20 protein-coding genes and 2 pseudogenes are annotated in these 23,363 nt (G+C 59.5%); 9 read left to right on the top strand and 13 right to left on the bottom strand.

The window, feature by feature from the left end:
- Nucleotides 1-4 precede the first annotated feature (4 nt).
- Nucleotides 5-748: a XopAW family type III secretion system calcium-binding effector gene (xopAW, locus tag ACIPY9_RS08145; protein WP_400699164.1), complete on the top strand. Its 744-nt coding sequence runs from the start codon at nt 5-7 to the stop codon at nt 746-748.
- A gap of 41 nt (nt 749-789) precedes the next feature.
- Here xopAW and ACIPY9_RS08140 read toward each other — a convergent pair whose 3' ends face one another.
- The 8 genes from ACIPY9_RS08140 to ACIPY9_RS08105 all read right to left on the bottom strand — a co-directional run bounded on the left by ACIPY9_RS08140 (nt 790) and on the right by ACIPY9_RS08105 (nt 6,974).
- Nucleotides 790-1,842: an AI-2E family transporter gene (locus ACIPY9_RS08140; RefSeq protein ID WP_400699161.1), complete on the bottom strand. Its 1,053-nt coding sequence runs from the start codon at nt 1,840-1,842 to the stop codon at nt 790-792.
- A gap of 59 nt (nt 1,843-1,901) precedes the next feature.
- Entirely contained in the window at nt 1,902-2,732 is an 831-nt protein-coding gene (locus ACIPY9_RS08135; RefSeq protein ID WP_400699158.1) for a DUF4892 domain-containing protein, read from the bottom strand.
- A 121-nt stretch (nt 2,733-2,853) separates the two neighbouring features.
- Nucleotides 2,854-3,708: an alpha/beta fold hydrolase gene (locus tag ACIPY9_RS08130; protein WP_400699155.1), complete on the bottom strand. Its 855-nt coding sequence runs from the start codon at nt 3,706-3,708 to the stop codon at nt 2,854-2,856.
- Nucleotides 3,705-4,514 carry an alpha/beta fold hydrolase gene (locus tag ACIPY9_RS08125; RefSeq protein ID WP_400699152.1) on the bottom strand — a complete coding sequence of 270 codons (810 nt, stop codon included), beginning with the start codon at nt 4,512-4,514 and terminating at the stop codon, nt 3,705-3,707. Before ACIPY9_RS08125 ends, ACIPY9_RS08130 begins: the two co-directional genes overlap by 4 nt.
- A 120-nt stretch (nt 4,515-4,634) precedes the next feature.
- Nucleotides 4,635-5,078: a hotdog fold thioesterase gene (locus tag ACIPY9_RS08120; RefSeq protein WP_400699150.1), complete on the bottom strand. Its 444-nt coding sequence runs from the start codon at nt 5,076-5,078 to the stop codon at nt 4,635-4,637.
- Between the two features lie 48 nt (nt 5,079-5,126).
- Nucleotides 5,127-5,582 carry a phosphohistidine phosphatase SixA gene (sixA, locus tag ACIPY9_RS08115; RefSeq protein ID WP_400699148.1) on the bottom strand — a complete coding sequence of 152 codons (456 nt, stop codon included), beginning with the start codon at nt 5,580-5,582 and terminating at the stop codon, nt 5,127-5,129.
- Nucleotides 5,579-5,923: a DUF4389 domain-containing protein gene (locus ACIPY9_RS08110; RefSeq protein WP_400699145.1), complete on the bottom strand. Its 345-nt coding sequence runs from the start codon at nt 5,921-5,923 to the stop codon at nt 5,579-5,581. The genes sixA and ACIPY9_RS08110 overlap by 4 nt, the downstream gene beginning before the upstream one ends.
- Before the next feature lie 25 nt (nt 5,924-5,948).
- Nucleotides 5,949-6,974: an NAD(P)H-dependent glycerol-3-phosphate dehydrogenase gene (locus ACIPY9_RS08105; RefSeq protein ID WP_400699142.1), complete on the bottom strand. Its 1,026-nt coding sequence runs from the start codon at nt 6,972-6,974 to the stop codon at nt 5,949-5,951.
- Between the two features lie 316 nt (nt 6,975-7,290).
- On the opposite strand from ACIPY9_RS08105, the pseudogene ACIPY9_RS08100 reads away from it, so the two are divergent.
- The 7 genes and pseudogenes from ACIPY9_RS08100 to ACIPY9_RS08070 form a co-directional block, all read left to right on the top strand.
- Nucleotides 7,291-7,545, top strand: a pseudogene (locus ACIPY9_RS08100) (hybrid sensor histidine kinase/response regulator); the annotation flags it as partial.
- A 144-nt stretch (nt 7,546-7,689) separates the two neighbouring features.
- A pseudogene (locus tag ACIPY9_RS08095) lies at nt 7,690-9,189 on the top strand (ATP-binding protein); the annotation flags it as partial.
- 223 nt (nt 9,190-9,412) lie between these two features.
- Nucleotides 9,413-9,928: a 3-hydroxyacyl-[acyl-carrier-protein] dehydratase FabA gene (fabA, locus tag ACIPY9_RS08090; RefSeq protein ID WP_400699139.1), complete on the top strand. Its 516-nt coding sequence runs from the start codon at nt 9,413-9,415 to the stop codon at nt 9,926-9,928.
- A gap of 10 nt (nt 9,929-9,938) precedes the next feature.
- Nucleotides 9,939-11,159: a beta-ketoacyl-ACP synthase I gene (fabB, locus tag ACIPY9_RS08085; protein ID WP_400699136.1), complete on the top strand. Its 1,221-nt coding sequence runs from the start codon at nt 9,939-9,941 to the stop codon at nt 11,157-11,159.
- Between the two features lie 99 nt (nt 11,160-11,258).
- The gene (locus ACIPY9_RS08080) at nt 11,259-12,113 is read left to right on the top strand and encodes a pirin family protein (RefSeq protein WP_400699133.1); all 855 of its coding nucleotides are present in this window, start codon (nt 11,259-11,261) and stop codon (nt 12,111-12,113) included.
- 259 nt (nt 12,114-12,372) lie between these two features.
- Nucleotides 12,373-15,879, top strand: coding sequence for a Dyp-type peroxidase (locus ACIPY9_RS08075; protein ID WP_400699130.1), 3,507 nt, complete (start codon nt 12,373-12,375; stop codon nt 15,877-15,879).
- Nucleotides 15,880-15,949: 70 nt separating this feature from the next.
- Complete coding sequence (locus ACIPY9_RS08070) at nt 15,950-17,197, top strand: hypothetical protein (protein ID WP_400699127.1); 1,248 nt, start codon at nt 15,950-15,952, stop codon at nt 17,195-17,197.
- A 58-nt stretch (nt 17,198-17,255) separates the two neighbouring features.
- On the opposite strand, the gene ACIPY9_RS08065 is transcribed toward ACIPY9_RS08070, so the two are convergent.
- Nucleotides 17,256-17,981 carry a dienelactone hydrolase family protein gene (locus ACIPY9_RS08065; protein ID WP_400699124.1) on the bottom strand — a complete coding sequence of 242 codons (726 nt, stop codon included), beginning with the start codon at nt 17,979-17,981 and terminating at the stop codon, nt 17,256-17,258.
- An 83-nt stretch (nt 17,982-18,064) separates the two neighbouring features.
- On the bottom strand, nt 18,065-19,972 hold the full coding sequence (htpG, locus tag ACIPY9_RS08060) for a molecular chaperone HtpG (RefSeq protein WP_400699121.1): 1,908 nt from the start codon (nt 19,970-19,972) through the stop codon (nt 18,065-18,067).
- Between the two features lie 343 nt (nt 19,973-20,315).
- Between htpG and ACIPY9_RS08055 the strand changes: the two genes are divergently transcribed.
- On the top strand, nt 20,316-20,573 hold the full coding sequence (locus ACIPY9_RS08055) for a hypothetical protein (RefSeq protein ID WP_400699119.1): 258 nt from the start codon (nt 20,316-20,318) through the stop codon (nt 20,571-20,573).
- Between the two features lie 109 nt (nt 20,574-20,682).
- Here ACIPY9_RS08055 and brnQ read toward each other — a convergent pair whose 3' ends face one another.
- The 3 genes from brnQ to ACIPY9_RS08040 all read right to left on the bottom strand — a co-directional run.
- Nucleotides 20,683-21,996 carry a branched-chain amino acid transport system II carrier protein gene (brnQ, locus tag ACIPY9_RS08050; protein ID WP_400699116.1) on the bottom strand — a complete coding sequence of 438 codons (1,314 nt, stop codon included), beginning with the start codon at nt 21,994-21,996 and terminating at the stop codon, nt 20,683-20,685.
- A gap of 398 nt (nt 21,997-22,394) precedes the next feature.
- A complete protein-coding gene (gene sucD, locus ACIPY9_RS08045; RefSeq protein WP_400699113.1) occupies nt 22,395-23,279 on the bottom strand; it encodes a succinate--CoA ligase subunit alpha in 885 nt (294 codons plus the stop codon).
- The coding region (locus tag ACIPY9_RS08040; RefSeq protein ID WP_400699850.1) for a hypothetical protein at nt 23,279-23,363 on the bottom strand (85 nt) is incomplete at its 5' end. The genes sucD and ACIPY9_RS08040, both read right to left, overlap by 1 nt.

Here is a 23,363-nt window from a genome sequence, read left to right as displayed (position 1 = left end):
CCCAATGATCAGTGGTATCAGCAGTAGTTTTTCGAGCTACACCAGCTCAAGCAGCTTGACTTCAAGTACAAGCAGCAAGAAATTCCAGGAAGAGCTGTTGGCCAAGCTCGATACCGACGGCGATGGCAGCATCAGCAAGGATGAACTGAGTTCGGCACTGTCTTCGGACAATAAAGACGGCATTACCGTCAGCCTGAGCGAAGCGTTCAGCACCCTGGACAGCGACGATGACGACAGCCTGGATGCCGATGAACTGGCCGCCCTGACGCCTCCTCCGCCACCGCCGATGCAACCTGCCACCGATCTGGCTGAAGACCTGCTCAGCTCACTGGATTCCGACGGTGACGGCTCGATCAGCAGCGACGAACTGACCACTGGCCTGACCAATGCCGGCAGCACGGCCGACAGCACTGAAGTGTTCGACGCCCTGGACACCAATGAGGACGGCACTGTCAGCCTTGAAGAGCTGACCGCCAGCCTGCAACCGCAGCAACCACCGGCCCAGTTCGCCAATGTCAGCAGCACTGACAGCGCCACCCTGTTCAGCGCCCTGGATACCGACAGTGATGACAGCATCAGCGCGACCGAACTGTCCGCCGCTCTGAACCAGAGCAACAGCAACAGCGAACAGACCAACGCCAATCAGATGGCTGCTCAGGCCCTGAGCAAGATGATTGCCGCGCTGGGCGAGCGTTATGACACCGATGGCAGCAAGCCGATCGGCAAATACCTCGACACCGCTGCCTGACAGAGAAACCGCCGCTGATGTGGGTCAAGCGGCGGGATCTTCTAGCGTTGAGTCTTGATGATCCGCTCCCCCGCCACCCAGTCGGTCAACAGGCTGTAGGCGACCGCCAGTAATGTCGGGCCGATGAACAGCCCGATGAAGCCGAACGCCAGCAAACCACCAAACACCCCCAGCAGCACGATCACCAGCGGCAGGTTGCCGCCGCGGCTGATCAGGTACGGTTTGAGCACGTTGTCCACGCCACTGATGATGAACGTGCCCCAGATTCCAAGGAATACGGCCATGCCGTACTCACCCTGCCAGACCAGCCAGGCGGTGGCCGGTATCCAGACCAGTGGCGGCCCCATGGGAATCAGGCTGAAGACGAATGTCAGGATACCCAGCACCAGCGCACCGGGAATACCCGCGATGAGAAAGCCGATCAGGGCCAGTATGGCCTGGGCTGCAGCCGTGCCGATCACGCCATTGACCACCCGCTGTACCGTACTGGCGACCAGATCCAGATAATACTGGGCTCGCTCGCCGATCAGACGCTCCAGCAGGCTGAGCACAAAGGCTGCAAGCCGAGGGCCGTCACGGTAGAAGAAGAACGCGAACACGATGCTCAGGGTCAGTTCCAGAATACCGCCGCCGATCTGTGCGCTACGCGCCAGCAGCCAGTTGCCGACCTCTCCCAGATAAGGCCTGACGGCCGCCATGAGCGCGGCACCCTGCTGGTCGATGGTGGTCCAGAGCCCCACCAGTCGCTCGCCCACGAAGGGAATGCCCGCCAGCCAGGCTGGCGGGTCGGGCAAGCCATCGACCTGAACGTCCTTGATGAACGTCGTTGCATCCCGTACATGATCTGCCAGATTGAACCCCAGCCAGACCAGCGGCGCGGCGATCAACAGCAACCAGCACAGGCTCATCACCAGCGCGGCCAGCGACTCCCGCCCCTTGAACCAGTGAGTCAGCAGACGCATCAGCGGCCAGCTGGCAAACGCCAGCACAGCCCCCCAGACCAGCGCCGACCAGAAAGGAGCCATGACCCAGAGACAGGCCCCGAGCAGCGCCAGAAGCAGGATCTGCACCAACAGGCGGTCGTTATTCAACATGGGGACATCCTGCTCAATGCATCGTAGATAAAGGACAGCGAACGTCTTGCCTGCAAAGCCTAGCGGATGACTTCAATAACCAGACCCGTCTTATCGACACCCCCCACCTCCAATCGTGCCCCACGAACGCCCTTGGTAATCAGGGCCTCACGCCAGGCCTCGGCATGAGCCCCCGAAACCGTCGCGCGCAACGTGCTGTCCAGATTCAGCCCACGAGCCAGCAAAGTCACCCATGTTTCCTGTGGATCACCGACAAGCCTTGGCAGGTCCAGCCTGCCGGTGCTTCGGAGTTGGCGCATCAAGGTCGCGGATGTTGGCAATAAGTCGCCCAACGGGGCCTCGGCCTTGAACTGCTCGACATGCAGGTAGGCCCGACGATTGCCACGGGTGATGCCATACAGGGCCACCAGTGTTTCGCTTTCAGGCCCGGCCCGTCGCAATAACAGATAGGCTTGCCGATCATCGGCCCCATACAGCTTGGAATTGCCGAACACTTCATTGGCCCACAGGCTGCTTTCTCCGCAATCACGCGCCTGACACCAGAACAATAGTTCGGCACCTTGCTGTTGCAAGGCTTCACGAGCCGCCGTGAAAGCCTCGTCGGACGAGTGCTCGGCAGGCAATTGGTAGGTCACCGAAGTGAGATTGCCCCGGGCATTGACCTGACCGTCAAAACGCAATTGACCGCTGATCTTGCGGATGGCCCCCATGGGGTAGATACGCTCCAGATCCGTGCCGGGACGGTAATCGACAATTTCCGCATCGGGCAGGCGCGACATGAAATCCGGATCGCGGCTGCCCGGAACATCGGCGGCACAGGCAACGGCACTGAACAGTGAAGCGCACAGCAGGACGAATGGAGCATTGGATAGACGCATGGATGCTCTCATCGACTTGCAGAAAGAGAAATGGAAGGGGCACAGCCGGGACAAATAGGAAAGGCGGTGGATTGATCCATCATGATTGACTCCTGTTTCAACCCGTCCAGCCTCGACAGTTGCCTGCTGCAAGTCAAGAAGCAGAGAAGAAGCGATTGAAACAGTCTGCAACAGAGCGGGCTCCCGATTCATCGTTCAGGTGCAGATGATGCCCGCCGGGCAAGGTGTGAATCGCAAATGTCAGGGCTGACAACAAGGCTTCATTCCTGGCCAGCATCCCGTCCTCTGCGATGACCAATTGTGTCGGGCACTGGATGGCCTCGACAAAGCTCATGGCCTGCTGACGGGTCAGGCGAATGGCCGAAGGCAGGGTCAGGCGGCTGTCGCTGCGCCAGGTGTACCCTCCCGGCACCGGCATGAGCCCGCGCTGAGCCAGTAACTGCGCAGCCTCACGACTGACAGCCACCATCCCTTTCATCCTCACCTCGATGGCCCGCTCCTGGTCCGGGTACACCGGTTTTTTCTTGTCCGGCAGCGCCAGTTGCGCCTGCAGGGCCAACCCCATCCTTTCCACACTCTCATCGGCCTCGGCCATGAGCGGCAACAGACCGTCGATCAAGGCCAGGCGGCTGACGCGCTCCGGCATGGAGGCCGCCAGCAGTACGGAAACGATCGCCCCCAGGGAATGCCCGAGCAGGGAAAAGCGCTGCCACCCCAATTGCTCCGCCACTTGCAGGACATCGAACGCATAATCGGCCAGGTTGTAGCTCGCCCCTATCGGTCGATGATCGGAATGACCGTGCCCGGCCAGATCCAGCGCCACGATGCGCAAGCCTTCAAGCCTGGGGGCCAGCCGGGCAAAGCTGTTGGCGTTATCGAGCCAGCCGTGCAAGGCAATCACAGGCTGGCCATCATCGGGCCCGAACAGATGGGCCGCCAGCTCGATATGACCCAGATTCAGGCGAATTTCTTCTACAGGGTGGCTCATGGGCCAGTGTCCTCAATACGTCGGGCATTCCAGCGGGTGAACAGGGTCTTGAGCAGTTGCGCCGTTTCGGCTGGCCGTTCCAGTGGAAACATGTGCCCGCCCGGCATCGACAGGTACTCACCTTCGCGCAAGCGCCGGGCCTGATAGCCATGATGCGGCAACACGACTCGGCTTTGGCTGCCGCGCACCATCGCCAGTGGCACCTGAAGCTGTCGCGAAGGCTTGGGGCTGGTGTGCGGAACGCTGCGATAGATGCTGATTTCCGTGGCTGCATTGAAACGCAGGCGCAATTGCTCGCCATCGGCTTGCAGCCCGTGTTGCAGGTAGGCATCGAAGCAGTCCGGGTCGAAACGGCGAAACAGCGTCTTGCTGGCGAAATAGTCACGGGCTGCCTGCGCACTGGTAAACGCTTCGCGACGCCCCAGAGTACGGCCAGCGGGCGTGATGCGATCGATGAAACCGAAACGCTTGGCGACGCGGATCATCCACTGATCGAGCAGGCTCAGGACCGGCGAGTCGAGCATCACCACACCGCGATAGAGTTCGGGGCAGCGCAGCGCGGCATGAAAATGCAGCACACCGCCCAGAGAATGCCCGACACCCCAGACAGGCCCCGGTTGTTCGCGCAAGTGATGAATCAGCTCATCCACCAGATTCAGCCAGTTGTCGTCGACCGGAAAACGGGGATCATGGGCATGCTGCTCCAGATGAGCGACCGAGTATTCCGGTGCCAGCGCAGAAAATAGCTTGCCGTAGGTCGCCGACGGAAAACCGTTGGCGTGAGCAAAGAAGATATGTTGCGACATGCCGACGCACCCCATGGCGAACGAGTGGCGATTGTGTGCACTTCGCGCCGGGATCGACAACGATTGGAAATGCCATCGAAGATGGCACTCCGGCCATGAACCGGCCGGAGCCTGGATGGCTCACCGTGCGGAAGGCTCCTGACCATGGGGAACGACCGCAACGGTCAGCCGGGAGATACAGCAGGGCTTGCCGTCTTCATTGCTGATGCGAATGTCCCAGACATGGGTGGTGCGCCCCAGGTGGACCGGTCGCACCACGCCCGTCACCCGACCGCTGCGAACGCCCCGCAGGTGGTTGGCGTTGACCTCCAGCCCCACACAGAAGAACTTGCTGCTGTCGACAACCAGATAACTGGCCACAGACCCGAGAGACTCGGCCAGCACCACCGACGCACCGCCATGCAGAAGACCAAACGGTTGATGAGTCCGCTGATCGACCGCCATGCTGCCGGTCAGGGAATCATCGGTGAACGACTCGAAGCGAATATCCAGCACTTCGCCAATGGTGTTCTTCTGGCCCGCATTGAGGCTTTCGAGGTCGGGAGTTTCACGCCATACAGTCATGATCGATCCTTCTTGTTCATTGACAGTGTTCATTACCACGTACGACATTCACACGTGACGGACACTCACCAGTGTCATGCCACCAGCCAGCGCGAACTCGCCTTCGAGCTCCGCAAGGCTGGCGGTGCTCATGGGCTGGGCCCGCTGATAGCTGCCGTGAACCAGCAAACCGACCAGCGCCCCGACCAGAGGCTGATGACTGACCAGCAGGACGTCGTCATCCGCCGCAATGTCCAGATGACTGATGACCTGACGGGGATCGCTGTCGGGCGTGAGCCAGGGAACCGTCACGACCGGTTCACTGAAACCCAGCGCATGACGCACCAGCTCGGCAGTCTGCTGCGCCCGCACATAAGGACTGGCCACAATGCGTTGCAGCGGCTTGCCCTGCAGATGTGCAGCGCTTTGCAGCACCTCTTCGCGACCATGGGCCGTCAGCTCACGCTCGGCGTCGCTGCGCGCCCGGGATTGCGCCTCTCCGTGGCGAAGGACCCAGACCTTCACAGCTTCGGCTCTTCATCGCGCACAGGATGCGGCGCAGGCTCGACCTGGTGAGCGGCCTCGCCTTCCGGAGCACGAGGTGTCGGCCAGTCGGCAAACGGCCAGGGCTTCTGATCGCTGTGAAAGGTGCCGAAGCGCCCGATCTGCGCCAGGAACTGGCTCAGGCTGTCGCCAAAGCCCATCAGGCTGCCACTGGGTGCCCCATAGATCAGGCGATAGCCCAGTTGCACCAGCACGACCACCGCCAGAGCGATCTCGGCGACCTGCCAGACGATCACAAACACCAGCATCCACAGGATGCGCAGCAGGATCGATTCGTTTTTCTGGATTTTCGACTCGTTCAAGACCTTCTCCCTGATGAGTTTGAATTCAATTGAAACCCGTGGTTGAAATGAAATCGACGTCCGTCTTGGGTTCTGCCCGCATCAACGCTTCAATGACCTGATTGAGCGTACGACCTTCAAAAAGAATCGCGTGCAGCCCGGCGACCAACGGCATGTAGACCTGCACCTGCTGCGCCTTGACCTTGAGCACCTTGAGCGTATTCACGCCTTCGGCCACTTCACCCAGGCGGGTAACGGCCTCGTCCAGGGTCAACCCCTGCCCCAGCGCAAAACCGACCTGATAGTTTCGGCTCTTGGGCGAGGAACAGGTGACGATCAAGTCTCCGACACCGGCCAGCCCCAGAAAGGTCATGGGATTGGCCCCCTGGCTGACCGCAAAGCGTGTCATTTCAGCCAGAGCACGGGTGATCAGCATGCTCTTGGTGTTTTCGCCCATGCCCAGGGCAACCGCCATGCCGGCAATGATTGCATAGACGTTCTTCAACGCGCCGCCCAGTTCGACACCAAAACGGTCGGCACTGGCATAGACACGAAAGGTCCGGCCATGCAGCACGGCCTGCACCTTCTGGCAAAGCTCTTCGCTTTCACTGGCGACCACTGTGGCCGTCAGGGCATGTTCGGCGATTTCACGGGCCAGGTTGGGGCCGGACAACACACCGATACGAGCCAGGGGAACGATTTCCTCCAGAATCTGGCTCATCAGCTTGAAGGTCTGGGCCTCAATGCCTTTGGTCAGGCTGACCAGCATTTTTCCGCTCAGACGCTCGACATGGGGGGCCAGCACCGTGCGCAGGGCGCTCGAAGGCAGGGCCACGAAAATCAGCTCACAGGCATCGAGCGTGGCCGAGAGGTCGGTCACCGGCTCGACTTCAGGCCTGACCTTGATGCCCTTGAGGTAACGAGGGTTTTCGCGGTGGGTACGAATCGCTTGTGCCTGCTCGGGGTCGCGCATCCATTGGAGGACCTGATGACCGTTTTCCGCCAACAGGTTCGCAATGGCGGTACCGAAACTGCCACCGCCGAGAACCGCTACAGGTTGCTGTGTGGTCATAAACCAATCCATCCAGGGCCATTTGACTGGCGATGGCGGCATTATACGGAGCGCTGACGCATCGGTCAGCGATAAACATTGTCAGAAATGCCCCTGATCACTGAGCTGAGCACAGCTCTGTCCCACAAGTTCCATGGAAATCACGCCCATCTCGGTTAACATGCGCCGATGCAGCATGAATGATCGTGGCAGACAGCCTTCTTACCTGGGGCTGTGCCGATGACATACATGCTATGACCCGAATCACAGAGTGCCGACGCATGGACGCAATCATCAATTTCCAGGACCACCACCCGGACCAAAGGGTGCGTTATCGATGAGTCTGCGTCACTGGGATATCAACACCCGAACACAATTCATCAGCCTGGGCCCCGCTCTGATCCTGACACTGCTATTGGTCAGTTTCTTTACCTTCGTGCGCATCCAGGATCTGCGACAGGAGCTCAACCATATCGGGCAACTGATCGCCAACCAGCTGGCGCCTGCCTCGGAATCCGGTGTCATTCTCGGGGACATGGAAACCCTCAGGAGCCTGATGCGCGCAACGCTGTCCATGCCCAACGTGCGTTATGTGGAAATCCAGGACAGTAACAACAATGTACTGATCTACATCGAACAACCGCATCAGAGCGGGAGTCAGTCGTTGCAGACTGAAACCTTTCAGGCCCCCATTCACGCCCAGCACTCGGGGACCGATCACCTCGCTCCCCCGGACAATTATCTGGGCCGGGTGCTGGTGGGCATGTCCAGCGAGGCCTTCAGCCAGCGTCAGCAGGAAATCCTGCTCAAGGCCGGCATACTGGCCCTGTTCGCATTGCTGTTCACCTTTCTCCTGGCCAGACGACTGGCCTTGAGCCTGTCACGACCGATCAGTGACATGGGCGATGCCCTCAAGGCCATCCAGCAAGGTGATTACAGAACGCCTCTGCCGGTCAGTGACGACACGGAACTGGGTGCTCTGGCTACGCACATCAACAATCTGGCGTCGAATCTGGACAAGGCCAGCATCGAGCAACAGCGCTCCATGGCCCAATTGATCCAGACCCGGGAAGAAGCCGAGCAGGCGAACCGCGCCAAATCGGACTTCCTGGCCATGATGAGCCATGAACTGCGCACGCCCATGAACGGTGTCCTGGGCATGCTGCAACTGCTGGAAACCACCCGGATGACCGACGAGCAGAGCGAATATGCAGCCCTGGCCACCGAGTCCACCGAACACCTGTTGCGCGTCATCAATGACATCCTCGACTTCTCCCGCATTGAACGCGATGCCCTGCAGATCGAAGGTATCGCTTTCAATCTGGCCGATCTGGTCACGGCCTCGACCCAGGCCTTCAACCATAGCGCCCTGCAACGCAAGCTACAGCTGGAGCTGCATACACAGCCGGGGCTCGAGACGCTGAAGGTTCAGGGCGATCCGACCCGGATCCGTCAGATTCTGGTCAATCTGATCGGCAATGCCCTGAAGTTCACCGAGGTCGGCTCCGTTCATGTGGACGCAGGCTGGGTCAACCTGGATGCTGGCAACGTGCGTTTCACCTGCACCGTAAGGGACAGCGGCATTGGCATACATGCCGACAGACTGGAGTCCATGTTCGATGCCTTCAGACAGGCTGACAGTTCCATTTCACGCCGCTATGGCGGGACCGGACTGGGCCTGCCGATTGCCCGCACGCTCGCCGAACGCATGGGCGGGACACTGCACGCACAGAGCGAGGAAGGCGTCGGCTCGGTCTTTACCCTGCAAATCCCCCTGCACCGATGCGATGTCGTGATTGCAGACAAGGCCGAGCCACGCCCGCTCCTTGAAGATCAGGCAAACGAACACCGCATCCTGCTGGTCGAGGACAACCCGGTCAATCGCACGGTGGTCATTGCCATGCTGCATAACATGGGCTGTGCGGTGGATGTCGCGACTGACGGAGCCCAGGCCGTGCTCATGGCTGGCGCAGGCCGTTATGCACTGATTCTCATGGACTGTCGGCTGCCCGTCATGGATGGCTATGAAGCCACCCGGCAGATCAGGCAATTGCCGGGGCAGGATCAGCCGCCGATCATTGCCCTGACAGCCAATGTGCTGCAAGGCGACCGTGACGCCTGTTTACAGGCGGGCATGAATGACTACCTGGCCAAACCCTTCAAACACGCGGATTTACAACAGGTTTTACAGCGCTGGCTATCCTTTCGGACACCTGTGACTGGCGATAAATGCTAAATTGCGGCAGTCTTGGGGATCAAACCGGCCCGTAATATCGGCTGGATGACGAATTTCAGTGCACAGGTGTACTTTGATTTCCCTTGCGCTGTGACTTTCACTTGAACGCAACAGTCTATGAGTAGGCTGCCGGACAGAGTCCTGGCGAAACTAGTCCGCCAGGACTGGCAATTAGGGCCAGTGGCGCCCCATCTTGCCGCACAAAGATCATTGAGGAGCTCGCATGACCAAACAACACGCCTTTACCCGGGAAGACCTGCTGCGCTGCAGTCGCGGCGAGCTGTTCGGCCCAGGTAACGCGCAACTGCCCGCCCCCAACATGCTGATGGTTGACCGGATCATCCACATCAGCGAGGAAGGCGGCAAGTACGGCAAAGGTGAATTGGTCGCCGAGCTGGATATCAATCCAGACCTGTGGTTCTTCGCTTGCCACTTTGAAGGCGACCCGGTCATGCCAGGCTGCCTGGGCCTTGATGCCATGTGGCAGCTGGTCGGCTTCTTCCTCGGCTGGCAGGGTCTGCCGGGCCGCGGTCGCGCACTCGGATCGGGCGAAGTGAAGTTCTTCGGCCAGGTCTTGCCGACCGCCAGCAAGGTCACCTACAACATCCAGATCAAGCGCGTCCTCAAAGGCAAGCTGAACCTGGCCATCGCCGATGGCTCGGTCACTGTCGACGGTCGCGAAATCTACACCGCCGAAGGCCTCCGGGTCGGCGTCTTCACTTCCACCGAAAACTTCTAAGGGTACTCGCATGCGCCGCGTCGTTATCACTGGTCTGGGCATTGTTTCCTGCTTGGGCAATGACAAAGAGACCGTCACCGCCAACCTGCGTGCCAACCGCCCTGGCATCCGGTTCAACCCGGAATATGCCGAAATGGGTCTGCGCAGCCAGGTTTCCGGCTCCATTGACCTCAACCTTGAAGAACTGATCGATCGCAAGACCTTCCGTTTCGTCGGCCACGCGGCAGCCTATGCCTATCTGGCGATGAAAGACGCCATTGCCGATTCGGGTCTGAGCGAAGATCAGGTTTCCAACGTGCGCACCGGCCTGATCGCCGGCAGCGGCGGTGCTTCCACCCTGAACCAGATGGAAGCACTGGACACCCTGCGCGAAAAAGGCGTCAAGCGTGTCGGTCCATACCGCGTCACCCGCACCATGGGCAGCACCGTTTCGGCCTGTCTGGCCACGCCGTTCAAGATCAAGGGCGTGAACTACTCGATCTCCTCCGCCTGCGCCACCAGTGCTCACTGCATCGGTAACGCCGTCGAGCAGATCCAGCTGGGCAAGCAGGACATCGTGTTTGCAGGCGGTGGCGAAGAAGAACACTGGACTCAATCGTTCCTGTTCGACGCCATGGGTGCCCTGTCCACCCAGTACAACGAAACCCCTGAAAAGGCCTCCCGCGCCTACGACGCCAACCGTGACGGTTTTGTCATCGCCGGCGGTGGCGGCATGGTGGTTGTCGAGGAGCTGGAACACGCTCTGGCACGCGGCGCCAAGATCTACGCGGAAATCGTCGGCTACGGCGCAACTTCCGACGGCTACGACATGGTTGCTCCGAGCGGCGAAGGCGCCATCCGCTGCATGCAGATGGCCCTGTCCACCGTTGAAGGCCCGATCGACTACCTCAACACCCACGGCACCTCGACTCCGGTCGGCGACGCCAAGGAGATGGAAGGCGTGCGTGCCGTATTCGGCGCCAACGCTCCAGCCATCAGTTCGACCAAGAGCCTGTCCGGTCACTCCCTGGGCGCCGCCGGCGTTCACGAAGCGATCTACTGCCTGCTGATGATGGAAAACAACTTCATCGCCGGCTCCGCCAACATCGACGAGCTGGACCCGGTTGTCGCTGACATGCCGATCCTGCTCAAGACCCAGGAAGATGCCAAGATCGATCAGGTCATGAGCAACAGCTTCGGGTTCGGCGGCACCAACGCAACACTGGTACTCAAGCGCTGGCAGGGCAAGTAATACGCCTATCGTCACGCAATTAGAGAAGGCGCCTTTCGAGGCGCCTTTTTCATGCCTGCGATATGCTGGGCATTGCCACGATCAGCCGGGACACACCTCATGCTCACCATCAAGCCACGCGCCGAAGACGTGGAAGGACAGCCCATCCTGCGCCCCCTGCCCTCTGCTGGATGTCGCAATGTAGGCCCTTTCGTCTTTTTTGATCACATGCTGGAAACCGACTACGCACCGGGCACCGGCATGGATATCCGCCAGCACCCGCATATCGGACTTTCGACCCTGACGTACCTGTTCAAGGGCCAGTTACAGCACAAGGACAGCCTGGGCAGCGACCAGATCGTCAACCCTGGCGATGTGAGCTGGATGACGGCGGGCAGTGCCATCGCACATGTCGAGCGCACCCCGGCCCAATCACTGGCCAGCGGCTCCAGGATGCACGGCTTGCAGGTCTGGCTGGCGTCTCCCAAGGCACACGAACAAGGCCCAAGACATTACAGCCACCATCCTGCCCAAAGCCTTCCGCACAGCGAAAACATGGGCATTGCCATTCGCATGATCGCAGGCAACGGCTTCGGGCTGACCTCCCCCGTCCCGGTTCTTTCCCCCACCCTGTATGCCGAACTGCACCTTCAGAACGCAACGACCTTGTCGATCCCCGACGAACATGAAGAACGCGCGCTGTACGTGCTTGAAGGAGAAGCGTCACTGGATGGCGAGCCCATTGCCCCACGCAGCCTTGTGATATTGGAGCCGGGTCAATCAGCGAACCTGTGCGCAGAAAGCGACTGCCATGCCGTGCTGATCGGCGGAGCTCCCCTGGACGGCCCACGGCGCATGAACTGGAATTTCGTGGCCAGCGACAAGTCCCTCATTGAACAGGCAAAAGCTCGCTGGATCGCCGGAGACTGGCCGACCGTGCCAGGAGAAACCGGCAGGATCGAGTGGCCCCGGTAGGAGCGAATTCATTCGCGAAGACAGTGCTCCCGGCGCAGAAATGCATCGGATGTACCGGCCTCTTCGCGAATGAATTCGCTCCTACTTCTATCCGGTGATAAGGCCATATGAACGGCTTATATTCAGTTGGAACATTTCTCACATTTGGTTTAACTTCCACCGCAAATTATGGCCATTTAATGCCATTGCCTGAGTACCGTTTTTAAGCCGCGCTCTACGAGCGTTGCTTCTTTTCAATCCTCATCTTCAAGGAAGTCGCATGTTTGCCAACACCGTCCAGGGAGCTCAACGCGGTCTTTTATTGCGGCCTTTATTCGGCCAGATTCTCACCATCACGCTCCGGGACCGTGGACCGGCCAGCCAGCAGGCGGTGCTGGATTTCGTACGCAAGCTGGCTCTGGCCAGCGAGGCGGCGCCCCAGCCTGCGGGGCTGGTGACTGCGTTTGCACCAGAACTGTGGGGCAGCTGGCGCGGCCGTGAGATTCCGGTTAGCCGCAAGGTGCTCAACCATTCCCCCAAACTGCGCGATACCGGTGGAGATGTACTGCTGTTCCTGAAAGCGCCCGACGCAGAAACGGCACGCCGCCTGGTAGACGAATTCAGGCCCGCGCTGGAGGCACTGGCCAGCCACATCGAGGTGGTGGAAGCCGGAAAGCGCGAAGATGGCCGTGTCATTGGCGGCCGCTATCTGGATGGCATTACCAACCCCAACGATCCAATCAGTCTGGCCGAGGATATTCTGCTGGACGACGCGTATGCGGGGGCGTCGTTCGCCTTTACCCAGAAGTTCCTGTTTGACTGGCGCACCATTGCCGCGATGTCGCCGGACAGCGAAGACGCCATGATCGGCCGCGATACGGATGGAGCAATCCTGCCGCAGGGGCCTGCGGATGCGCATATCCACCGCGCCCATGTGCGTGATGCCAATGGCGATAACCGCAAGCTGCTGCGCCAGGCGCTGCCATTTGGCGAGCAGGCCGGCCACCCGGCCCGTGAGGCAGGGCTGATGTTCGTGGCTTTCTGCAACGAGCAGGAACGTTTCGAGAAGATCCTGCACCACTTGATGGGTGACATGCCCGATCGTCCTGTCGATCGCCTGATGAGCGTGGTGCAGGGTGTGGCGGGTGCTTACTGGTATGTGCCGGCGGCGGCAGAGCTGGACGTGGCGCACGTGGCCAGCGTGGCCGATACCGAGGAAGATCCGCATTGGGATGTGCGCAGCCCCAATGGCTATATGTTCTACAACTCTCAGGATTATCTGCACCAGATGGCAGAAGGCGGCTATGCGCCAGGCGACCCGCCCGGCCCTCGCCTGCTGACCTTGCTGGGGCGAACCTTTTCCCACTGGAGCGACGGCTGGCTGCGTCGTAAGCCCTTTCCACGCCTGCCACACCTGTCCACGCTGGTGACACCTGACGAAGCGCCGGTGCTCCAGGGATCGGCCTTGCTGCGCAAGGGGCTGGCCAACAAGAAGACACTGGCCGACCTGCTCTCGGCCCCACACTCACGACTGGCCCGTGACAACCAGTTGCTGCGCATCTACCCCGAAGAATTGCTGGTGGGGATCATTCCCGACTTCACGCTGGGGCGCGGCAAGGAAGTCGTCCCCTACCTGAGCGAGCAAGAGACCCTTGCGGCCTGGCTCAAGGGCCAGCTCAACGAATGGTCGGCCATGGGCCATGTGGTCCCGCACTACCAGCATCTGGTCGATCTTGGCCTGGGCGGTCTGCTGGATCAGTTGAAGCAAAAGCAGGCACAACCTGGCCTGACAACGGCACAGCAGGACTTCTATCAGGGGGCGATCTGGTCGCTGGAAGGCGTACAGCAATACCTGCTCAACTGGGCAGAACATGCCGAGCAGACAGAAGCCCGGGCCACAGCACCGGAAGATGCGCAGAACATGCGTGACGTGGCTGAGCGCCTCCGCCACCTGAGCAGCAAGCCGCCGCGTGACTTCCATGATGGCGTGCAGTTGATCTTTTCCTTCCACTGCTGCCTGCACCTGCTGGGCGAACTGACGGCACTGGGGCGACTGGACCAGATCCTGTGGCCACTGCTCCAGAAGCATCCGCTGGACGAAGCCCGTGCCCAGGAGATCATCGATTGCCTGTGGCTGAAGATGGGCGAGAACGCCTTCGTGAACCGGGCCAACATCACCGACTACGTCACTTACGGCACCACGGCGGTGTGCGGGATGGGCGGCAACTTCCCGCAAGGGGGAGGCATCAACCAGTGGGTGCAACAGATCACCGTGGGCGGCTATATGGCCAATGACGATGCCGAGCCTACCGGCGGCGTCAACCTGGTGACCATGCTGTGCCTGAAGGCAGCCCGCCGCATACCGGTCAACGCCCCCACTCTTTCGCTGCGGGTGTACAAGGACATGCCTCAGGAGGTTCTGGACGCAGCGGCCCAATCGCTGCTGGCAGGCGGCGCGCACCCGATCCTGTATCAGGATGACAAACTGTGCGAAGCGCTGCGTCGCTCAGGCAAGGACGTGTCGCTGCGCTGGTCGCGGGATTACGCGGCCGATGGTTGCTATGAGCCGATGCTGGCGGGTGCCACCGAATTTGCGTTTGCCAACGTCACGCCGATGGCGGCGCTGGAGCAGGCGCTGAACCAGGGAGCCACCTATGGCGCAGCTGGCCCGATCTACCTGCGTGGCCTGAAGCAGACTTTCCGCTCGCCACCCGCCCACGAGATAGACAGCTTTGAAAAGCTGCAGGCGCAGTTCCTGCACCAGCTGGAATGGCTAGTGATCCAGACCTACAACGTCATCCTCGGTGGCTATGGCAATCTGGGCGAAATCTGCCCGAGCCCTCTGCTGTCCACGTTGATCGACGGCTGTGTCGATTCAGGTCGCGACCTGACCAATGCCGGAGCCCGCTTTCACATGATTGCGCCTCTGTGCGTAGGCGTCTCCAACACGATCGATTCCTTGTATGCCATCAAGAAGCTGGTGTACGACCGCGAGACGGCGATCACCACACTCCCCGAACTGGTGGACTGCCTGATCAACGACTGGGGCTACACCCCGGTTGAGCCGTACCAGAACGAGTTGATGGGGCCTGCGGCGGCGGGCGAGCGCGCACGCCGTTACCAGGAATGGCGCGACATCGCCCTGCAACTGCCCAAGTGGGGCAGCGGGAACAAGGACGTTGACGAACTGGGTAATTGGGTGATGGATAACCTGATCCGTCTGTGCGTGGATGTGATCCGACAGCCCCATCCCGTGCTGCAACCGGTGCTGGACAGCATTGCCAAGACCTATGGTGCGTTTGAATTCGTCGTCACACCAGGCATCGGCACCTTCGAGGGCTACGTGGGCGATGGTGAACCCTGCGGCGCCACCGCCGATGGTCGCCGCAACGGCATGCCCATTGCCTCCGACCTGTCTCCCGTTCCGGCACCGCAGGATCTGGCGGCGGCACCCGCCTTCCGCAACATCTACCAATCGTTGGAGAGCTGGCGCAACGATGCCATTGACTACGGGCTCTCCAACGCGTCTCCGGTGGACATGAACATCTCCGAGAGCTTCCCGCTGGAAGACCTGAAACGCTTCCTGCGCGTATATGCCGACGGCGATACCGGCTCCAACCTGATCACTCTGACCTGCGCCGACCTGGCCACCTATCAGGCGGCGAGCAAGGACCCGGAACGCTACGATCTGCTGCGCGTGCGCATGGGAGGCTGGACCGAGTTCTACGCCGTGATGTTCCCCATGCACCAGGAGCAACATCAGCGCCGTCAGTATTTCACGCCCTGATCCGACCACCCTCACCGCCCACCGCACTGGCCACAGCTCTGTGGCCAGTGCGCCTTACCGGAAATTCATCATGATGCTACGTTTCCTTTTATTGCTGCTGTGCGTGCTGAGCTTCAACCGTGTCGCGTTGGCGGACTCTCCAGCCCTCAATCCGAACGACTGGAATTTTGTATTGGTGCCCAGCTTTGAAAGCCAGACAGGCAAGGGCAACAACCTCTCGCCTACCGGGCTCAACCACTCTCTGCGCTTTGGTCAGTTGCTCAACAGCTTGCTGGCGGGCAAGGCGGCGCAGGTGCGCCAAGTGTACGCACTCACCTACTCGGGTTCGCCCAGCATGGTGCCGTTGCAAAGCATCGAGCCCTATGCGTTGCTGAACAACTTCGGCATTTCCTCGCAAGACCTCAGCCAGGGCGATGCCAGTGTCTACAACTCACCGGCGTATTTCATGCAGCAGCTGCTGGGCAACCAGCCCCGTGGCACCTATGTAATGGCCATGCCGCCCGAGATGATCCAGGCCATGGCAAGCAGCGTCAGCAACGATACGCTGACACTGAATGGCACACACCAGTATGTGGTGCTGTCGGGCCAGAGCAAGCCGTTTGCCGTGAGCACCTACAGCGACGGCATTACCGATGATCCGCACTTCCCCAAGGTGCCCCTGCCACCACGCTCCGCCTGTGCCCAGCCGCCTGTCACCATCCAGGCCAAGGCACCGGACGGCTGGCAGCCTTACACCGAACAAAAGGTGTACCTGGTGCGCCATGTGGAAGCACACCCCGGCAGCAACTTTGAAAATGGCAACTACGTGTGCCAGGGACAATGGCGTGCTCTGGGTGCCAACGCCCGACTCGGCGAAATCATGAAGCGCAAGCCAGACCATATTTTCACGTCCGACCCCGACAACATCATCGGCTGCAATGGCACATGCTCGTACATCCGCCCTTCGCTGACGGTGGCACCGTTCGCCATTGAGCACGACTTGCCCCTGACGCTGGCCGAGTTCCAGTGGAATGATGCAACTGATCTGGCACAGGCGCTTTTCAACCGTGCCTCGCCCTACTTCAGTCGCGCAGAGCATGGCAGCACGATCCTGGTGGGCTGGGAACATGGCAACATTGAAAAGGCCGTGAAATACCTGCTGACGGACATGTACCGCAATCCGGCCGCCGCAGCGCAAGTGCCTTCCTGGAGCTTCGAGGATTACGACAGCGTGTGGGAGCTGTCCACCGACAAGCAAGGCAATCTGACATTCAGCAACACCTGCGAGGCCATTCCCACCACAGCCTTGCCCAGCACCTGCCCGGCCTTTTTCCAGTAAGTTAAAAGAAGCTTCTGCAGGAGCGAATTCATTCGCGAATAAATTCGCTCCTACACGATCAGAAGACTTCGCGCAGCAGGTTATGCATGCTGGTAAACGCACGATTGGCCACCTTGGCGTCGTACATCATCATGCCCGGCACATTGGCGTGCGGGTCGGTGAACGAGTGGAAGGCACCGCCGTAGCTGTGCAACTGCCAATCCACACCGGCTGCGTTCATTTCTTCTTCAAATGCAGGCAGTTGTTCCTTGTCCACCAACGGGTCGGACGCACCGTGCAGGACCAGTACCGCGCCCTTGATGTTGTTCGCATCGGCAGGGTTCGGGGTATCCAGCGTGCCGTGGAAGGAAATGGCTGCTTTCAGTTCTGCGCCGGTACGTGCCAGCTCAAGGGAGCAGCAGCCGCCGAAGCAGAAACCGAACGTTGCGATCTTGCTGACATCCAGGGAAACATCGGCCTGACCCAGCAATTGGTCCAGCGCCGCCTGCATGCGCTTGCGCAGCAAGGCGCGGTCATTCTTGAGCGGCATCATCGCGGCACCCGCCTCGTCATTGTTGGACGGGCGAACGGTCTGGCCATACAGGTCAGCCAACAGCACGACATAACCCTGCTCGGCAACGGCTTTGGCAATGGTTTCGGCACCCTGGCTGACACCCATCCAGTTGGGTGCCATCAACAGGCCCGGGCGCGAAGAAGTCGCTGCTGCGTCGTACACCAGACGACTTTCATAGGGCTGGCCATCGATCTGGTAAACCACGGAACGGACAGTAACAGTGCTGCTCATTGCTGACTCCTGATCTTCTAGAAAAAGGGATTCAAGTAACAAAACAAAAAACCCGCCGAAGCGGGTTTTCTGTCAATCGGTCATCAAACCGACAGCTCTACCAACAGCTTGTTCAGACGGCGCACATAAGCGGCCGGGTCCTTCAGGCTGTCGCCAGCGGCCAGTGCCGCCTGATCGAACAGGATGTGCGACAGGTCGCCGAAGCGCTCTTCGCTCTGCTCCAGATCGAGCTTGCCGATCAATGGGTGGGACGGGTTGAATTCAAAGATAGGCTTGGAATCCGGAACCTTCTGACCGCTGGCCTCCAGGATCTGACGCATCTGCAGACCCAGGTCCTGCTCGCCAATCGCCAGAATCGCAGGAGAATCGGTCAGGCGGTGAGACACACGCACCTCGCTGACAGACTCGCCCAGCGCTGTCTTCAGACGCTCGATCAAGCCTTCCTTCTCCTTGGCGATTTCTTCCTGAGCCTTCTTGTCCTCTTCGGAATCAAGCTTGCCCAGATCCAGGTCGCCACGTGCCACATCGACAAAGCCCTTGCCGTCGAAATCGCTCAGGTAGCTCATCAGCCACTCGTCGATACGGTCGGTCAGCAGCAACACTTCGATGCCTTTCTTGCGGAAGACTTCCAGGTGCGGGCTGTTCTTGACCTGAGCGTAGGATTCACCGGTGAGGTAATAGATCTTGTCCTGACCTTCCTTGGCACGAGCCAGGTATTCGGTCAGGGAAACGCTCTGCTCGCCACTGTCATCGGACGTCGAAGCGAAACGCAGCAGGCCGGCGATCTTTTCCTTGTTGGCGAAATCTTCGGCCGGACCTTCCTTCAGGACCTGGCCGAAGTTCTTCCAGAAGCCCTTGTATTGCTCAGGCTCGTTCTTGGCCAGCTTTTCCAGCATGTCCAGCACGCGCTTGGTCAGTGCGGATTTCATCGAATCGATGATCGGGTCTTTCTGAAGGATCTCGCGGGAAACGTTCAGTGACAGATCGTTGGAGTCCACCACGCCCTTGATGAAACGCAGGTACAGAGGCAGGAACGACTCGGCCTGATCCATGACGAACACACGCTGCACATACAATTTCAGCCCGCGAGGTGCTTCACGCTGATACAGGTCGAACGGTGCGCGCGCCGGAACATACAGCAACGAGGTGTATTCCAGCTTGCCTTCGACCTTGTTGTGGCTCCAGCTCAGCGGGTTTTCGTAGTCATGGGCAACGTGCTTGTAGAACTCCTGGTATTCCTCGTCCTTCACATCGGTACGGGAACGGGTCCAGAGCGCGCTGGCACGGTTGACGGTTTCCCACTCCTGCGCCGGAGCCTCTTCACCCTCAGCGGCCGGAGCCTGCTCTTTAGGCAGCTCGATCGGCAGGGCGATGTGGTCGGAGTACTTCTTGATGATGTTGCGCAGGCGGTAACCATCGGCGAATTCGTCTTCACCGCTTTTCAGGTGCAGAACGATACGGGTGCCACGCTCGGCCTTCTCGACAGTGGCGACTTCAAATTCGCCTTCGCCTCTGGAGGACCAGTGCACGCCTTCGCTGGCTGGCAGGCCTGCGCGACGGCTGAACACTTCGACATGGTCGGCCACGATGAATGCCGAGTAGAAACCCACGCCGAACTGACCGATCAGGTGCGAATCCTTCTTCTGGTCGCCCGACAGGTTTTTCATGAAATCTGCAGTACCGGATTTGGCGATGGTCCCCAGGTGGGTAATCACATCGTCACGGCTCATACCGATGCCGTTGTCTTCAAGCGTGACAGTCTTGGCGTCCTTGTCGAAGGTCACACGAATTTTAAGCTCTGCGCCGCCTTCGAGCAGTTCAGGCCTGGACAAAGCTTCAAAGCGTAATTTGTCGACCGCGTCGGAGGCGTTCGAGATCAATTCGCGAAGGAAGATTTCCTTGTTGGAATACAGCGAATGGATCATGAGGTGCAGCAGCTGCTTTACCTCGGTCTGGAAGCCCAGGGTTTCCTTTTGAGTTTCCACACTCATGGTCATCAAACTCCAATTGGATGGTATAGGCCGCCACATCGAGTCGGGACCTGCGTGGCAGCGGTTAGTCATCAAGGTGGGGGCTTGGAGCGGGATTTCAAGAGCGCAAAAAGATCCGCCGCGATTCTTCGCAAAAAGTTTCAGGGAGCAACCCGGTGCAATCCTGCTTCTGTTTCAACAGGTTAACGCTTGCACACTTCTCTCGGGGCAGAGCATCCCCTCTGCCCTTTTCGCCTGTAAAACCGGCCATACAGGGGGCATTAACATTCCGATGATCCGTTGGAACTTAATTTACAAGGCAGCGCTCTCAGGCACGTAGCTAATCAATAAGGAGAAATACCCCATGCGTAAGTCTTTAGCCTATGCCTTGATGCTTTCTGCCACATTGGGTCTTGCCGCCTGCGACAAAAAATCCGAGAACACTCAGCAAGAAGCCAACAAGGCAGCTCAACAATCTCAGGAGTCGATGGAGAAGGCTCAGGAAAAAGTGAACGACGCGGCCAAGGAAAGCCAGGAAGCAGCCCAGAAGAATGCGGAAGCTGCACAGCAGCGCGCGACCGAAGCGCCTGCCCAGACACCGGAGTCGGCACCCGCCAAGTAATATCAAGCCACTTCAGAAACGATAAAGCCCGTTATTCAACGGGCTTTATGGGTGACGCTGTCAATGTGGCGTGACAGCAGCGTACTCACGCCTTACACGCATCAACGCCTCAGGCCAGCGCCTCGCGACGCTTGCCCGCTACGCGATCCACGACCATGGCCGCACACAGCGTAATGACTGAAGGCACCAGCCAGGCCAGACCCTGCTCACTGAGCGGCAGATTTGCCAGCACGCCCGGCAGATGATCGCCAAACCCGGCGCCCTTGCAGGCATCGATGATGCCGAACAGCAGGGAGACCAGCATGACCGGGCCAATGACCCGCCCCTGACTGTTCCACAGCCCCTTGCAGAAGCTCAGACCGACCAGAACGATGCAGGGCGGATAGATGGCCGTCAGCACGGGGATCGAGATCTGAATCAGGTTGGTCAGGCCAAGGTTGGAAACCAGCAACGAAAACAACGCCAGCACGATAACCAGCGCCTTGTATGACAGCGGCAGAATGCGGCTGAAATACTCGGCACAGGCACATGTCAGGCCCACTGCGGTCACCAGACAGGCCAGCGAGATCAGCACGGCCAGGAAACCACTGCCCAGCGAGCCGAAGGTATGTTGCACATAAGCGTGCAGGACCGCTGCGCCATTGGCAGCACCTGCCGCCACGGCATGACTGCCGGAACCCAGGCGGAACAGGCTGATGTACACCAGTGCCAACCCGACACCCGCAATAAGACCGGCAATGACGGCATAACGGGTAATCAGACGGGGCGAATCAACACCTCGCGAACGAATGGCATTGACGATGACGATACCGAAGACCAGCGCTCCCAGCGTATCCATGGTCAGGTAACCATTGATGAAGCCCTGGGAAAAGGGTGCCGCGACATAGGCAGGTTCCGCAGAGCCGATATCTCCAGCCGGCAGCATGAAGGCGGCAATCCCGAGTACCGCCAGCGCGATGATCTTCAAGGGAGCCAGGAAACGCCCCACGGTGTCCAGCAAGCGGCCGGGATACATGGAAACCCAGAACACCACCAGGAAATACACAAGGCTGTACAGGAACAGCGCCAGAGGGCTCTCACCCGTCAACGGAGCCAGACCGACCTCAAAGGAGACCGTAGCCGTACGTGGCGTGGCAAACAGAGGACCGACAGCCAGATAGCAGACCGCCGCCAGAATACCTCCGGCAATCTTGCCGATAGGGCTGCTCAGGTCGTCCATTGCGCCGCCCACCTTGGCCAGGGCAATGACTGTGACAACCGGCAAGCCGACAGCGGTGACCAGGAAGCCCAGTGCAGCCATCCAGACATTTGGACCCGCCTGCAGGCCTACGATTGGCGGGAAGATGATATTACCGGCGCCCACAAACAGGGCGAATGTCATGAAACCGAGTGCCAGAACGTCCTGGCCTTTCAACACTTTCATCTAGGGAAACCACACTGCCAGATCAGAATTCAAAGAGAGGAGTTCCCACGGGTGAGGGAAGCTCTGCCTGCCCTTTTAAGGCTGACAGTACGACGTCAGAATTCCTTGTGAGAAACGGACGACACGAAAAGGTTGCTAGCCTAACGAAATACCCGGGAAAACGCACTAGAAAAGAGCGTAGCAACGACGAAGTGCACTCGAATATAGCGACTTACGACTCATTCGTGCATGAAATTCGCGAAAAGGCCGGCACATCCAAAAGACATGCTCAATCTGGAATACCGTCTCGCGGACAAGTCCGCTCCTGCTCAGACAGCCCGATGGCGGCATGACCACTCAAAAACACAAAGGCCACCCGAAGGTGGCCTTTGCCGATGGTCAATCAGAGCAAGCGATGCTTACTTCTTCATTTCCCAACCGGTCAGCTCAGCCAGGGCCTTGCCGATATCTGCCAGCGAACGCACGGTTTTGACGCCTGCGTCTTGCAGTGCAGCGAATTTCTCGTCTGCAGTACCTTTACCGCCGGAGATGATTGCACCTGCGTGGCCCATGCGCTTGCCCGGAGGAGCAGTCACACCAGCGATGTAGGAAACAACCGGCTTGGTCACGTTTGCCTTGATGTAGGCAGCCGCTTCTTCTTCAGCAGAACCGCCGATCTCACCGATCATGACGATCGCTTCGGTCTTCGGATCTGCCTGGAACAGCTTCAGGATGTCGATGAAGTTGGAACCCGGGATCGGGTCACCACCGATACCAACGCAGGTGGACTGACCGAAACCGGCGTCAGTGGTCTGCTTGACAGCTTCGTAGGTCAGGGTGCCGGAACGCGACACGATACCGACCTTGCCTGGCAAGTGAATGTGACCTGGCATGATGCCGATCTTGCACTCGCCCGGAGTGATGACGCCTGGGCAGTTAGGGCCGATCAGGGTAACACCCAGCTCGTCGCACTTGACCTTGGCTTCCAGCATGTCGATGGTAGGAATGCCTTCGGTGATGCAGACGATCAGCTTGATGCCGCCGAACGCTGCTTCAAGGATGGAGTCCTTGCAGAAAGGAGCCGGAACGTAGATGACCGATGCGTCAGCGCCGGTGGCCGCTACAGCTTCTTTCACAGTGTTGAACACTGGCAGGTTCAGGTGAGTGGTGCCACCTTTGCCTGGAGTCACGCCGCCAACCATCTTGGTGCCGTAGGCGATGGCTTGTTCGGAGTGGAAGGTACCTTGCGAACCAGTGAAGCCCTGGCAGATAACCTTGGTGTCTTTATTGATCAGAACGCTCATTACTTGCCCTCCGCAGCTTTGACAACTTGTTGAGCAGCGTCGGTCAGGCTGGTAGCCGCGATGATGTTCAAACCGCTTTCTGCC

Source organism: Pseudomonas sp. NPDC089734 (assembly GCF_044748865.1).
Classification (GTDB): Bacteria; Pseudomonadota; Gammaproteobacteria; order Pseudomonadales; family Pseudomonadaceae; genus Aquipseudomonas.
Note: the sequence above shows the minus strand (reverse complement) of the source record. Positions and strands in the feature narration are given on the sequence as shown.

Coding starts and splice junctions, on each gene's coding strand:
- ACIPY9_RS08105 (WP_400699142.1), bottom strand. CDS start 6,974: ATGACCACACAGCAACCTGTAGCGGTTCTCGGCGGTGGCAGTTTCGGT.
- ACIPY9_RS08075 (WP_400699130.1), top strand. CDS start 12,373: ATGTTTGCCAACACCGTCCAGGGAGCTCAACGCGGTCTTTTATTGCGG.
- brnQ (WP_400699116.1), bottom strand. CDS start 21,996: ATGAAAGTGTTGAAAGGCCAGGACGTTCTGGCACTCGGTTTCATGACA.
- htpG (WP_400699121.1), bottom strand. CDS start 19,972: ATGAGTGTGGAAACTCAAAAGGAAACCCTGGGCTTCCAGACCGAGGTA.
- sucD (WP_400699113.1), bottom strand. CDS start 23,279: ATGAGCGTTCTGATCAATAAAGACACCAAGGTTATCTGCCAGGGCTTC.
- fabB (WP_400699136.1), top strand. CDS start 9,939: ATGCGCCGCGTCGTTATCACTGGTCTGGGCATTGTTTCCTGCTTGGGC.
- ACIPY9_RS08135 (WP_400699158.1), bottom strand. CDS start 2,732: ATGAGAGCATCCATGCGTCTATCCAATGCTCCATTCGTCCTGCTGTGC.
- ACIPY9_RS08070 (WP_400699127.1), top strand. CDS start 15,950: ATGATGCTACGTTTCCTTTTATTGCTGCTGTGCGTGCTGAGCTTCAAC.
- ACIPY9_RS08055 (WP_400699119.1), top strand. CDS start 20,316: ATGCGTAAGTCTTTAGCCTATGCCTTGATGCTTTCTGCCACATTGGGT.
- ACIPY9_RS08125 (WP_400699152.1), bottom strand. CDS start 4,514: ATGTCGCAACATATCTTCTTTGCTCACGCCAACGGTTTTCCGTCGGCG.
- ACIPY9_RS08065 (WP_400699124.1), bottom strand. CDS start 17,981: ATGAGCAGCACTGTTACTGTCCGTTCCGTGGTTTACCAGATCGATGGC.
- ACIPY9_RS08120 (WP_400699150.1), bottom strand. CDS start 5,078: ATGACTGTATGGCGTGAAACTCCCGACCTCGAAAGCCTCAATGCGGGC.
- ACIPY9_RS08130 (WP_400699155.1), bottom strand. CDS start 3,708: ATGAGCCACCCTGTAGAAGAAATTCGCCTGAATCTGGGTCATATCGAG.
- ACIPY9_RS08080 (WP_400699133.1), top strand. CDS start 11,259: ATGCTCACCATCAAGCCACGCGCCGAAGACGTGGAAGGACAGCCCATC.
- ACIPY9_RS08140 (WP_400699161.1), bottom strand. CDS start 1,842: ATGTTGAATAACGACCGCCTGTTGGTGCAGATCCTGCTTCTGGCGCTG.
- xopAW (WP_400699164.1), top strand. CDS start 5: ATGATCAGTGGTATCAGCAGTAGTTTTTCGAGCTACACCAGCTCAAGC.
- fabA (WP_400699139.1), top strand. CDS start 9,413: ATGACCAAACAACACGCCTTTACCCGGGAAGACCTGCTGCGCTGCAGT.